General features: G+C 60.6%; 10 protein-coding genes. 2 read left to right on the top strand and 8 right to left on the bottom strand.

All coding sequences use genetic code 11. The features are described 5' to 3' along the window. Positions 1-85: 85 nt before the first annotated feature. The 7 genes from QWJ34_RS18545 to QWJ34_RS18515 form a co-directional block, all read right to left on the bottom strand. Positions 86-1,366, bottom strand: a complete 1,281-nt coding sequence (locus tag QWJ34_RS18545) for an ABC transporter substrate-binding protein (protein WP_302730144.1) — start codon at positions 1,364-1,366, stop codon at positions 86-88. A 63-nt stretch (positions 1,367-1,429) separates the two neighbouring features. Continuing rightward, positions 1,430-2,713, bottom strand: a complete 1,284-nt coding sequence (locus tag QWJ34_RS18540; protein ID WP_302730142.1) for a glycoside hydrolase family 125 protein — start codon at positions 2,711-2,713, stop codon at positions 1,430-1,432. A gap of 292 nt (positions 2,714-3,005) precedes the next feature. After that, positions 3,006-4,190, bottom strand: coding sequence for a GntR family transcriptional regulator (locus tag QWJ34_RS18535; RefSeq protein ID WP_302730140.1), 1,185 nt, complete (start codon positions 4,188-4,190; stop codon positions 3,006-3,008). Between the two features lie 183 nt (positions 4,191-4,373). Next, the gene (locus QWJ34_RS27165) at positions 4,374-5,237 is read right to left on the bottom strand and encodes a DUF1775 domain-containing protein (RefSeq protein ID WP_483314289.1); all 864 of its coding nucleotides are present in this window, start codon (positions 5,235-5,237) and stop codon (positions 4,374-4,376) included. Positions 5,238-5,287: 50 nt separating this feature from the next. Then, complete coding sequence (locus QWJ34_RS18525; RefSeq protein ID WP_302730138.1) at positions 5,288-6,967, bottom strand: copper resistance protein CopC; 1,680 nt, start codon at positions 6,965-6,967, stop codon at positions 5,288-5,290. A gap of 21 nt (positions 6,968-6,988) precedes the next feature. Next, positions 6,989-7,657: a response regulator gene (locus QWJ34_RS18520; RefSeq protein WP_302730136.1), complete on the bottom strand. Its 669-nt coding sequence runs from the start codon at positions 7,655-7,657 to the stop codon at positions 6,989-6,991. Then, a complete protein-coding gene (locus tag QWJ34_RS18515) occupies positions 7,654-8,682 on the bottom strand; it encodes a sensor histidine kinase (RefSeq protein ID WP_302730134.1) in 1,029 nt (342 codons plus the stop codon). Before QWJ34_RS18515 ends, QWJ34_RS18520 begins: the two co-directional genes overlap by 4 nt. 257 nt (positions 8,683-8,939) lie before the next feature. On the opposite strand from QWJ34_RS18515, the gene cls reads away from it, so the two are divergent. Then, positions 8,940-10,388, top strand: coding sequence for a cardiolipin synthase (cls, locus tag QWJ34_RS18510; RefSeq protein ID WP_302730132.1), 1,449 nt, complete (start codon positions 8,940-8,942; stop codon positions 10,386-10,388). Positions 10,389-10,639: 251 nt separating this feature from the next. On the opposite strand, the gene QWJ34_RS18505 is transcribed toward cls, so the two are convergent. Beyond that, positions 10,640-11,281, bottom strand: coding sequence for a flavin reductase family protein (locus tag QWJ34_RS18505; protein ID WP_302730129.1), 642 nt, complete (start codon positions 11,279-11,281; stop codon positions 10,640-10,642). A 334-nt stretch (positions 11,282-11,615) separates the two neighbouring features. On the opposite strand from QWJ34_RS18505, the gene QWJ34_RS18500 reads away from it, so the two are divergent. Further along, positions 11,616-12,662 (top strand): ABC transporter substrate-binding protein, encoded by a 1,047-nt coding sequence (locus QWJ34_RS18500; RefSeq protein WP_302730120.1) that lies wholly within the window; start codon positions 11,616-11,618, stop codon positions 12,660-12,662. Positions 12,663-12,833: the final 171 nt, after the last annotated feature.

Raw genomic sequence — 12,833 nt, 5'->3', positions numbered from 1 at the left:
CCGGCCGGGCCGGCGGGAATATCCGCTTTACGATTGCCGTTTGATCTGCGTTCGCGCAGCTTCGGTTTGCTGTCGTTCCGGCGGTTTACTGCACGGTCGCGTTTTCCGCCAGCTGCTTATCGCCTTCGGTCTGCGCTTTTTGCAGCGTGTCGTCCACGCTTTGTTTGTTTTGCAGGAACAGCTCCAGGTTCGGGATCAGCGCGTTTTCCTCCATGACGGAGTAACCCGGATGGGTCGGGCGCACTTTCGCGAATTCCAGCGCTTCCAGGAACGGCTTCCAGCGCTCGTCTTCCGAGAAGTACGGATCTTCGACCGCCGGACGGAAACCCGGAATATTCTGGCTCGTTTTGGCCCAGAGCAGCGCATTGTCTTTGTTCGCCGTCCACCACTTGATGAATTCCCAGGCTTCGTCCGGATGCTTCGAGCCCTGCGGAATAACGAGGCCGAATCCGCCCATGTTGCCGCCTTTGTCGCCGTTCGGTCCCGTTACCGGAGGCACGATGCCGTATTCCAGATCTTTGCCGTATTTGTCGTAAGTGCTCAGCATCCAAGGTCCCGTGTACAGCATCGCCACTTTGCCGGTTACGAAAGCGTCTGCGCCTTCGCCCAGTCCTTCTTCGAAGCCGACTTTATACACTTTGTCCTCGTTCATCAGGCGTCCCCAGAAATTCAGCACTTCTTTGCCCGCGTCCGTGTTGACGTTGACTTTGTTGTCTTCGGTCAGCATACTGCCGCCGGCCTGCTGGATATACATGCTGAACAGTCCCGGATCGCCGAGCGACATACCGGCCGTCGTCAGCTTGTTTCCGTTCCATTTGGTCATGGCTTTGGCTGCCGTTTCGAGATCGTCCCACGTCTTGGGCGGCTCCATTCCGGCTTCCGCAAGCATCTTTTTGTTGTAGAAAAGCGCACGGGTATCGACAGTGAGCGGCAGTCCGTACAGTTTATCCTGGTAGGTCAATTCTTTGAGCGCTTCGGAATAAAAATCTTCGCGGTTCAATCCGTCCCGCTCGATATACTCGTCCACCGAATGCAGCACGTTCTTCGGCGCGTAAAGCGCGGTGCGCCAGCGGTCCCAGAATACGATATCCGGCGTCTGGCCGTTGGTCGCCGAAGTCAGGAACTTGGTGATCACGTCCTGTTGGACCGCATACTTGACTTGAATCTTGTCCTGCGATTTGTTGAACGCGTCGAGCATCGTCTGGATCTGCGCCTGTCCGTCGCCGCCCCAGTCGCCCCACAGCGTCAGCACCGTTTTGCCGTCCGCCGTTTTGCCGCCGGAAGCTCCGCTGCCGCCGCCTCCGCACCCTGCCAGCATCGCCAGCACCAGCACCGCGGCCATCCCCATCATCCACGCTTTTTTCATCCTTTTCCGCCTCCTTGTCGATATCGGTTCTTTCCTTTAACGCGGCCGCCGTTTGGGGAGCCGCTATTTCTTGACGACGATTCCGCTGTCCATCAGCACCAGTTCGCAGAACATCATGTTGGCCCAGGAGAACCACGGCCGGGTAAACTCCTCCGGCCGGTCGACGTGGAACCCTTCGTGCATATAACCCGTGCCGGCGTCGGTGTTCATCAGCAGCCGGAGCATCCGGGCACGTTCTTCTTCGCTTTGCGCCGTCATGCCCTGCATCGCCAGCGCGATCGGCCAGATATAGGATTCCGGCGTATGCGGACTGCCTATTCCTTCCGCCGCCGCGCCCGAGTAAAAGTACGGATTGCGCGGACTGAGGATAAATTCCCGCGTCGCTGCGTAAACCGGATCTTCCGCCGGCCGGTAGCCGAGATAAGGAATCGCCAGCAGGCTCGGCACATTGGCGTCGTCCATCAGATTGGCGGAGCCGAGCCCGTCGACTTCGTACGCGTAGATCTTTCCGAGCTCGTCGTGAAGCACCGTCCCGTGCGCTTCGATTCCCGCTTCGAGTTCGTCCGCCAGTTCCAGCGCCCGCCGTTCCAGCTCGGCGTCGGACAGAATATCGCGCGCGATCTCCGCCGCGCCGCGCAGCGCCACGACCGCAAACATATTCGACGGCACCAGATACCCGTAAGTACAGGCATCGTCGCTCGGGCGGAAGCCCGACCAGGTCATGCCGGTATGGGCGGTTTCGGAACCGAGTCCGCCGCGTATCAGCGTATCGGTCGGCGCTCCGGTCGTCCGCTGGAAACGGTACGGTGACTTCTGTTCGTGATGCTGTTCGGTTGTCCACGTTTCGATAATAAGCCGGACGCCCCGGCGGAAATTCTCGTCGAACTGCGTCGTCCGGCCGGAGTTCTTCCACAGCAGATAGGACAGCTGGATCGGGTAGCACAGCGAATCGATCTCGTATTTGCGTTCCCAGATCCACGGGCCGGTATCGGTCAGGTCGCCCTGGTGGCCGCGGCCGCTGCCTTGCTCGTTAAACGCGTTGGCGTAAGGATCGAGCAGCACGTAATCGAACTGCCTGCGCACCACGCCTTCGATCAGGTCCCCCACTTCTTTATTGTCGCTTGCGGTCAGGAACGGCCGCACCTGCGCCGCCGAGTCTCTCAGCCACATGGCGGGAATATCGCCTGTGATCACAAAGGTCGTTCCGTCCTCCAGAGTCTTCAACGTCGTGTTCCAGGTATTCGCCAAACCGTTCTCGAATCGCTTGGCCACATCGGGCGGCTGGCTGCTGCGCACCCGCTGCGCCAGACTTTCCAACGCTTCCGGAAGTTTGGTCGTCGATTGCATATCGGCACCCCTTTCTTTATGTAAACGCTCTCAATAAGGAGTATATTGGCATACATACAACATGTCAATATATTATTTTATTAACCGCCATACAATTGATATGAGAAAAGAGTCACAACATATTAAAAAGTCCGGTTTCCGCGAAGGGAAACCGGACTTTGAAGATACCGATACTGCGTATACGAATATTCGGGCGGACAGGACCTGCAGAGACCGATGTTCAGCAAGTCCGGGACGCGGCCGCAAATCCGGACCGCCAACGTGCGGGAGCGCGGGGTTGGCAGGGCGCAGTCTAAGATTTCCGTTTGGGCGCCTGCGCCGTCGACGCTCCGGCAACCAGCTCCGCGGGCAGTCTGGAATCCGTCGCCGGCATATCGCCGTTCAGGATGCCCAGGACCGTTTCGATCGCAAGCCGGCCCATCTCTTCTTCGCTCTGCCGCATATGCGTAAACAGATAACCTTCGCCGACATTAAGCGTCGGGCTGTCGAAACAAATAACGGACAGATCTTCCGGCACGCGCAGACCGATCCGCTCCGCCGCTTCTTTCGCGAGCAGCGCGATATAGTATTCGATGGCGAAAAAGGCGGTGATTTCCGGGTGCCGCCGCAGATGCTCCATGATCCGGGCGATCTCGCGCTCGATATTGTTTTCGGAAAACGCGTCCGGGAGCGTCGCCGTGACGTCGCTGATCCACAGCTCGCGGTCGGCGGCGATGCCGCGGTCGGCATGCGCGCTTACAAAGCCTTCGATCCGCTCTTCGATCGCGGTCGTATCGCGCGGAGGCGGGGACAGCAGCGAGATATGCCGGTGCCCCAGATCGAACAAATGACCCGCCGCCCTTACGGCGGCATGCGTATTGTCCGTGCTGATCGAAGCCGCGGCGACGCCTTTGAGTTTGCGGTCGATCAGCACCAGCGGAAAACGCGCGATGACCAGCTTGAGAATTTCGGCGTTGAAATATTCGCCCTGCGCCGGGAATACGATCAGCCCGTCCACGCCGAGGCTGCGCATTTTCTGGATCGCCGCTTCCTCGCTTCCCTGATCGCCCAGCGTGCGGCGCAGCACAAGGAAACAATCGTTCTTGCGCGTGAATTCCTCCAGGCTGTACAGCAGTCTCGTGCCGTAGCTGGCGGAGAAATCGGTCAGGATCAAGCCGATCATTTTTTCGCTTTTGGCGGCCGGCTGCCGCGGGGAAAGCCCGGGGGCGGAAGAGATTCCTGCGCCCGCTTCTTCCGGCAGCCGGTCTTTTTCCGTCGCGACGAACGAGCCTTTGCCCGGCATGCGGACGATTACGCCTTCCGCGGCCAGCAGGTCCAGCGCTTTCTTGCTGGTGATGCGGCTGACTCCGTATTCGTCGGCCAGTTCTTTCTCGGACGGAACCTTTTCGCCCTCGCGGTATACTTGCGTTTCGATCAGTCTTTTCGTCTCGTTGAAGATTCTTTCGTACATCGGAATCGAAGATGCCATATCTTTCAAAGGTCTATCCCTCCCGCCGTTTCCTGCTTGTCTTATATACCAATATAACATGATATATAAGAAACTGTCCATGTATAGACGCAAACAAGCCGCTTCCGGTTGAGTGGCCTCATATCCGTAAACGGCTTGTTCAAGCGATAAGCGGTTTGCTTCGAGAAGAAAATACCGCTTCGCCCGCTTCGCTTATTTGCGTTTGCGGGAAACCAGGGCGAACGCCGAAAGTCCGATTGCGACAATAGACAGCGCCAGCGTAACGTAGAGCAGCGCCGAATTGTTCGGTCCGGAAGTCTCCGACGAAGCTTCGTCGGCCGGAACGGTCGCGGGATCGCTGACCGTTTCGCCTTGCGTATCGCCCGCGCCGCCCGAAGCATCCGAGCTTTCGGTGTCCGCGCCGCTTTCGGCCCCGTCCGCCGGAGCGGCGGCGGGATCGGATACGGCTTCGTCCGAAGCTTCGTTATCGGCCGCCGGATCGGTTCCGGCCGCTGCGGTTTGCCCATGCGCGTTGGCGGCTTCTTCGCCGGCGGCCGCCCCGATCGTCGTGATCGCGTGCGGCGTATCCGCATTCTCGTCGCCGGTCCATTCCACGATGCTGCCGTCCGTGTAATATTGGAACGCGTCCCAGGCGAGTTCTCCGGCTTCGGCCGGATTTTTGACAACGAACGCGAAGCGCTGGAATTCGCCGGCGGCGATACCGTCGCCTTCGGCTTCCCAGGTCACGGTTCCGGTTTTTTCGTCCACGGTCGTTTTCCAGCCCGGTACCGGCTCGTACTGCTGGAATTCCGCGCCCTGCGGAATTTTCAGGACGACTTTGTTGGTGTTCACGTCTTTTTCGACCGGCACTTTCATCGTATACGTTTCCCAGGCGCCCGTGCCCGATTCTTTGGGCAGCACGGAAACGTGCGCGCTGGCTATTGCCGCGAACATCAGCATAGCCGCGGATGCCGGAGCGGCAAGCGCCAGCAGTTTTTTCCAGGTCCGGTTGAGACTCTGGCGCGGAGCGCCCGCGGTATTTACTGCGTGTGTGGAATTCGTTGTCGTCTGCTTCATTTGGATAGATCCCGCCTTTGGTTAAAGTATAGTTCGAACCGAGTCATGCGCTATTTCACTTCCATCTCGAACAGCCGATCCGCCTGCTCGAAACTTTCCGACAGGCCGTGCACCTGCACATTCCATACGCCCGGACTGCCGAAATACAGACCCGACGCCGTATAACCGCCATCTTCGCCGCGTTCGGTCTGGACCTCGGTCGCATCGCCTGGCGCGGCCTGCGGCGCGATGCGCAGCGTGACCTGCTGCCAATCGTCCAGCGGCGCGCCCTCCCCGTCCGTAAACCGCACGGCAAACGTCGACTGGCCGACCTGCAGCGGACGAACGTCCAGCGCGATATTGACGTTGTCCAGGCCTTCCGCCGGCTGCGAAGCCGAGAACGCGCTCGGCGCGGCCGCCGCGGGCTGCGGCGTCGGCACATTGGTCAGCAGGCCCGCCAGCGCGAGCACGACGACGCCCGCGGCAAGTTCCGCCGCCAGCGACAGCGTGCCGCGCCGCGTGGATTCCCGGCGCGCGCGGCGGAAATGCACCGCGCCCAGCGCGCCCATAACCAGCAGCAGCGCAGCTTTGGCGACGATCAGCAGACCGTACCGGCTGGTAAAAAGATCGGCCCACGACGGCACATGCGCCGCGCTCATGATGACGCCGCTGACAATGAGCGCCGCCACCGAAGCCAGCGCCCAGGGCGCGAAGCGGCGAAACGCCGTTTTCCAGAACGGAGGACCGCCGCCCGCCGCGGCCGGCAGCGCCAGCAGCAGCATCAGCAGACCGCCGACCCAGACCGAAGCGCCGAGCAGATGCAGCGTATCCGCCATCACCTGCAAGAAAACGTGCTCGCTGCCCGCCGCATGGCCGGTCACCGCTTTGGTCACGAGCAGCAGTACGAAACCGATAATCGCGATCGTCCAGTGTCCGCCCCTCTTGCCCCAGTCCATCAGGTCGTTAACGACGACCGCGCCGCCGATTAATAGGATCAGCAGAATTTGCATCAGGAACATTTTTCCCGACGACGTGCCCTGCAGCGTCTGGCGCAGGATTTCTTTGCCGAACGCTTCGCTCCACGGCACATCCGCGAATACTTTGGCCTGCAGCGGCAGCCCGATCAGGACGATCAGCAGCGCCGCCGCCAGCGCGACCCAGAACCAGATCCGTGCCGGGCGCGCGATCTTCCTGTTCCCGCGCAGCTCCGCCGGCAGCAGAAACGCCAGGAACAGCATGCTGCCCGCGATCAGCGAGAAGGACGTGTAGAGCAGCGCCCGCTGCGCCACCGTATCGGCTCCCGGCGTATAATCGGCTTCGCCTCCGGCGACGCCCGCGTCGGTCAGCGCGCCTTCCGCGCCGATCCCGAACCGGAGCGTGCCCCGGATCGGGTGTCCGTCCGCCGAGACGACGCGCCAGTTCAGCGTATACACGCCGTCCGGAAATTCGCCTTCCGTCGGCGCCTGCACCACGTGGGAATCGTCCGGCGACACGGCGGCTTCGCCGACCGGCATCTTGTCGCCGGACGTATTCGTGACCTCGATCGACAAAAACTCGCCCTGAATCGGTTCGTTGTAGGTCAGTTCGATTGTCTGCGGCATCTCGGCGGCCGATGCCTGGTCCGCCGGATTCGACGAAACCAGCGTCGCGTGCGCGGAAGCGGTCCCGGGCAGCAGCAGCGCCGCGGCCGTCAGGATTGCCAGCAGCACCGGCAGACATTTGCTGCGTATAAAAGAGGGTCTTAAGGGCATGGTCTCTTCCTTTCTTTGCGCTTATTTGCGTTCGCTGTCGCCGAAACCGCCTTTGCCGACCCAGCCGCGCTCCATCGCGTAGCGGGTCAGCTGAACGCGGTTTTGCAGCTGCAGCTTTTGCAGGATGTTTTTGAGATGGTTCTTGACCGTATGTTCGGAAATGCCGAGATTCTCGGCCGCTTCCCGGTTGGTAAGGCCGGAAGCAACCTGGCGCAGAATTTCCCGCTCGCGCGCCGTCAGCGCTTCGGCTTCCGTTTCGGCGGCGGGCGCGGAGAATTCTTTGAGAATCTGAAAAGCCAGCTCGCGGCTCAGCGGCGCTTCTTCGCTTACGATCGCGCGAAGATATTCGATCCAGGTGGAAGGCGCCAGATTCTTGAGCAGATAGCCCTGCGCCCCCTGCTTCAACGCTTCCAGCAGATACGCGATATCGTCGGAAACGGTAATCATCACGATCTTGACGTAGGGATACGCGATCTTGATCCGGCCGGTCGTCTCCAGCCCGTCCATTCCGTTCATGCGGATATCCATCAGGATCAGGTCGGGCATCCATTGTTCGGTAAACGCGATCGCTTCCGCGCCGCCCGAAACGACGCCGATCACTTCGAACAGCGGATCGAGCGACAGGATCTCGCATACGGCTTCCTGCGCATGTTTATGGTCGTCCACGACCAGTACGCGGCAGCGGTTCATCGCTCTTCGCCTCCTTGAGCGGCGGCTTCCCGCCCGCTCTTTGCTTCGGCCGAAGCGCCGTTCTCGCCTCTTCCGGACGGCTGTTTGCCGATTCGGACGACCGTGCGGCCCGGCTTCGATTCCAGGCCGAAGCTCCAGCCCATGTCCGCCGCCCGGTCGGCCATGATCTTGAGCCCGTAGCGGCCGGGCGCCGCCAGCGGATCGGCGTCGAAGCCGCGGCCGTCGTCCGCGATCTCGACCGTCCATCCGTCCGCTCCGCCCCGCCCGGTCACTTCCGCGTGCGCATGCTTGCGCACATTGATCACCGCTTCGCGGACGCACGCCAGCAGCTCCGCTTTCTCGCGGCTGCCGAGCGCGCCGTCTTCCAGGCTCCAATCGACATTTACGTCGATCATCGCTTCCCCGGCCAGCCGCCCGACGCGCGCGGCCATCGATTCTTCCGCCGCCGTTCCCGCGGCGAACCCCCGCCGCGCGGCCGGCTCCGCCGCGCTTCCGCCGCTATCCGCTCCGATTCCCCGCGCCTTGTCCGCGCGGCCCGGCGGCATTCCCGCCCGGCCGGCGCCGGCCGGCGCAGCGATTCCCGCCGCCGGCCGCTTCAGGTTCGCCAGCGCCTGGCGAACGTAACGGTCCACTTCGCGCACCGTCCGGCGCACCGCGCCCAACTGCTCGCGCATGCCATTTTCTTCCATTCCGCTTTCCATCCGGTCCAACTTGACCGATAATAGAAACAGCGACTGAGCGATGCCGTCGTGCAGCTCCCGCGCCAGTTCTTCGCGCGCTTCGAGATTGGCTTTGACGGTCCGGGCTTCTTCCAGCTCCCGCCGGGTCCGCTCCAGCATCGCGAACAGCCGGCGCAGCAGCGTGATGCTGACGAGAAACACCAGCACCGGCGTCAGCCAATTGCCCGCTTCCATCGACAATACGGGCATCAACAGCTGATGCCGCACATATTCCCACAGGCCGACGACTACCGTCGGCAGAAATAAGATCAGCCGTTTGATCTGCGCATAACTCATGGTATTCATAGCTTTGCCCGCCTTCCCTGCTTCCGCCTTCAGGCTCTCCATTAAATTTTAAACAAAAAAAGCGGGACAGGTATGACCCGTTCGGGCTACATTCGGCCCTTTTTTGTCTTTTATCCGCCGCGGCTCCGCCGCATTGTTCACTTATTGCTCACAATCCGGTAAAGTACGAGATATAAGCAAACCGGTTATCGTCCGACGGTCTTGCATACAGGCTTCAACCGGACTTAATTCTTATTCGAAAGCGGAGGTCGCAGCAATTGGAAGTATTCTCGCTTACCCACGCCCCCTGGTTCGTGATCGTATTGAACCTGCTCCTGGCACTGGCCGTCGTATTTCTCGAACGGCGCGATATCGGCGTTACCTGGGCCTGGCTCATGGTGCTGTTCTTTTTGCCCATCGTCGGATTCGTCCTCTATCTCTTTCTTGGACAAAATCTCAGTAAAACCAAACGTTACCAGTTCAAAGAACAAGAAAAAATTCTTCTTCCCGGCATTTCCGTGCAGCGCCAGCAGCTGTTAAGCGGCGAACTGGAGTTTAACGATCCCCGCACGGCGCGCTACCGCGAGCTGCTGCATATGAACATGGTCGGCGATTATTCGCTGTACACGCAGGACAACGCCGTCACCGTTTACGCGGACGGCACGGAGAAATTCGACGCGCTGCTCAAAGATATCGAGCGGGCCGAGCATTATATCCACGTTCAGTATTATATCTGGCAGAACGACGGCCTGGGCCGCCGGCTGATCGACGCGCTCACCGAGAAAGCCAAACAGGGTCTGGAAGTGCGCGTGCTCTACGACGCCTGGGGCAGCAAAAAGATCGGCCGGCGCTTTCTGCACGATTTCCGCGAAGCGGGCGGTCTGGCGGCTCCTTTTTTCCCGTCGCGAATTCCGTTTATCAACTTCAAAATGAACTATCGCAACCACCGCAAGCTGGTCATCATCGACGGCTCGTGCGGCTATATCGGCGGATTCAACGTCGGGGACGAATATCTCGGCGAAGTCAAAAAGTTCGGCTACTGGCGCGATACGCATCTGCGGATCGAAGGCACCGCGCTGATTCAGATGCACGCCATTTTCCTGCACGACTGGAGTCTTTCGGTGCGCCAGAAGCTGCCGGAGAATCTGTTCCTGTCCGTCAGCCATCCGTTTCCGGGCAAAGTCGGCGCGCAGATCGTATCCAGCGGTCCGGACCAGAGCCGCGAAACGATCAAGCTCGCCTATATCAAAATGATGGACGAAGCGCGCGAAACGATCATGATCCAGACGCCGTATTTTATCCCCGACGAGAGCATGATGACCGCGCTCAAGATGGCGATCCTGTCCGGCGTCGAGGTGCATCTGATGATCCCGAAAGTCCCCGACCACAAAATGGTGTACTGGGCCTCGTATTCGTATCTGGGCGAACTGCTCGATCTCGGCGTCAACTGCTATCTGTACAAGAAAGGCTTTTTGCACGCCAAAACGATGGTCGTCGACGGGCGTCTCGCCTCGGTCGGCACGGCCAATATGGATATCCGCAGCTACAAGCTGAACTTCGAAGTCAACGCGATCCTGTACGATTCGGAGAAAGCCGGCGAGCTGGAAAGACTGTTCCGCGCGGACATGGAAGACAGCGAGGTGCTGACGGTCGACGACTACAAGCTGCGGCCGGCGCTGCGCAAACTGCTCGAATCGTTCACCCGCCTGCTGTCCCCGATCCTGTAACGCACGGCGTTATGTAACGAATAGGTTTCCGGTAAAAAATCCGCTTCGATCCCGCTCCCGCGGCGGTTGAAGCGGATTTTTCGTCGCGGGAGGCGGAAAGCGCCCCCGCCCGCTTCCGGCCGGCGAACGGGGACGTTCGAGCGCGGGGCGAATCGGGCGCGCGAACCCGACGCTCGCACGTCGACCCGGCCGGAAGGCGCCGGCGCGGCTTGACGCGGAGCTTGCGGTCCGCTTCGACGGCCCGGTCCCGTCTACGTCCCGCCGCCCGGCTGAACCGGACGTTCGACGCGGAACACGCGGCCCAGCCCGGCGTATTCGCTGCCGGCCAGGCGGCCGACCGGACGCAGCGCTTCGGTATCGATGTACTGGCGTTCCTCGTCGTAGACCGATTCGTCGAGTACGATGCGCAGGACGCGCGCCAGCAGCAGGTCGTGCGTGACGCGCCCGTCGTCGGCTTTGATCGGCAGATGGGATTCCAGCCTGCATTCGAACCGCACTTTGGCTTCCTTGATGCCCGGCACCGAGACCGCTTCGCTGCCTGTCAGGCTCAGGTTCGTCAAGGCCAGTTCGCTTTCGCCGGGCGGCAGAGCGGCCGCTGTCCGGTTCATGGCTTCGACCAGCGTCTCGTCGCAAATCTGTACGACCAGCTCGCCGGTATCCGTCACGTTGCGGGCCGTATCTTTCATCTCCCCATCCGCCCTGCGCGCGACCGAAACCGCCAGCAGCGGCGGATCGGAGCTGACCATGTTGAAATAGCTGAACGGAGCGGCGTTGACGATTCCGTGCCCGCTCGCAAACGAAGTCACCCACGCGACCGGTCTCGGCACGATCGTGCCGGTCATGAGTTTGTACAGAAGCTTGTTGTCCAGCCGCTGCGGATCGAAAATAGGCATGATGGATCGGAACTCCTTTCGGGTACTGTTTTTCATTCTCCGGTTCTTCCTTTCTATTGTAAGTGCCGAATCGGCAATCTCCAAATCCGCGAGCGGCAAGTTTGCTGCATGGCCCGCCTCCTCTGCCCGGCCTCAAAACAGGATATGAGCGCGTTCTCCGTTTCCGAAGCCCGTGTTTCCTCCGCCGGTGTCTCCGCCGCCGAATCGGACTTTGCACAAAAATCCCGCCGCGCTTCGCAGGTTTGTGCATTGAGCGGAAGCGGCGTTTCTTTTATGCTGTTATTCATGATAATGGTTCTCAATCAAATACATAATCGTACAGGGGGAAAAAGTCATGATTTACAGCAGTCTTTTCAAATGGGGAGCGGGCCTGTTGACGGCGTCGCTGCTGGCGGCGGCCGTCGGCTGCTCGTCCGACGCGACAACCTCGGACGTCGGCGGCAAAAGCGCCTCGGACGCCCCGGCTGCCGGTTCACAAGCCGAATCCGCCGAAGCCGCGGCTGCCGATTCCGGCGGGCCGGATACGGAGGAGACCCAGCCGGGCGGCAGCGTAAGCTATACCGATTACATGGGGCACACGGTCGACATTCCCGCGCATCCGCAGCGCATTATCTATTACGGCGAGACGCTCGGCGACCTGCTCGAACTCGGCGTCGCTCCGGTCGGCACCGCGACCGAATATCTTGCCGGACGCATATTCAGCGGCGAAGTGCCGGATATCCAGGATGTCGGCACGCCGCCGGACCCGGAGAAATCGCTCACGCTGGCGCCGGACCTGATTATCACGGCGAATCCCGACGAAAAAGAATTCGCCACGCTGTCCAAAGTCGCGCCGGTGATTCTGTTCGATACGTTCGCGCCGCTCGAAGAGCGGATGCAGGAGCTCGGCGTGATCCTGAACAAACGCGGCGAAGCCAAGCAGTGGCTGGCGCAGTATGAAGCTTCCGCCGCGAAGATGTGGGACAACCTGCGCGCACAGGGCGTCGGCGCGGACGAAACGGCCGCCGTATTTACGTTCTATCCCGGCAACCGGCTGTTCGTGATGGCCAATTCGGGACTGCCGCAGGCACTGTACCAGAAAGGCGGCTTTACCGCCCCGCCCGCGATCCGGACAATCCTCGACGAAGGCACGGGCTTCGTGGAGATCTCGCCCGAGGTGCTCGACGAATATGCCGCCGACCGCATTTTTATCCTGAACGCCGTCGCCGACGAAGCGCAGGAATCGACCGAAGCGCTGCTGAAAACGGATATCTGGAAAAAGCTGCCCGCCGTGCAGGCCGGACACGTCTACCGCATCGATATCCTCAAAGCGACCAGCGACGCGTACACGCTCGAATGGCTGCTCGACGAACTGCCGCGAATGCTTGAAGCCGGAAAATAACGCCGCAGGCACAATTGGTTTGAACCGAACGCCGCTCTTTCTTCAAATCATTCGATTGGAATCAATGGTCGGGGAAAAGACTGGAGAACCAAAGCGAGCGGAAGGACGAATCTGAATAGCTGCGTATATACCCTTATTCAGGCTTGATCCTGCGTTTTCGGGAAAATAACG

Origin of the sequence: Saccharibacillus sp. CPCC 101409 (assembly GCF_030518235.1) — a bacterium.
GTDB lineage: Bacteria > Bacillota > Bacilli > Paenibacillales > Paenibacillaceae > Saccharibacillus.
The sequence above is the reverse complement of the archived record's forward strand: the minus strand, read 5'-3'. Positions and strand labels throughout refer to the sequence as shown.

Coding starts and splice junctions, on each gene's coding strand:
- QWJ34_RS18505 (WP_302730129.1), bottom strand. CDS start 11,281: ATGCCTATTTTCGATCCGCAGCGGCTGGACAACAAGCTTCTGTACAAA.
- QWJ34_RS18520 (WP_302730136.1), bottom strand. CDS start 7,657: ATGAACCGCTGCCGCGTACTGGTCGTGGACGACCATAAACATGCGCAG.
- QWJ34_RS18515 (WP_302730134.1), bottom strand. CDS start 8,682: ATGAATACCATGAGTTATGCGCAGATCAAACGGCTGATCTTATTTCTG.
- QWJ34_RS18500 (WP_302730120.1), top strand. CDS start 11,616: ATGATTTACAGCAGTCTTTTCAAATGGGGAGCGGGCCTGTTGACGGCG.
- QWJ34_RS18540 (WP_302730142.1), bottom strand. CDS start 2,713: ATGCAATCGACGACCAAACTTCCGGAAGCGTTGGAAAGTCTGGCGCAG.
- QWJ34_RS18545 (WP_302730144.1), bottom strand. CDS start 1,366: ATGAAAAAAGCGTGGATGATGGGGATGGCCGCGGTGCTGGTGCTGGCG.
- QWJ34_RS27165 (WP_483314289.1), bottom strand. CDS start 5,237: ATGAAGCAGACGACAACGAATTCCACACACGCAGTAAATACCGCGGGC.
- QWJ34_RS18525 (WP_302730138.1), bottom strand. CDS start 6,967: ATGCCCTTAAGACCCTCTTTTATACGCAGCAAATGTCTGCCGGTGCTG.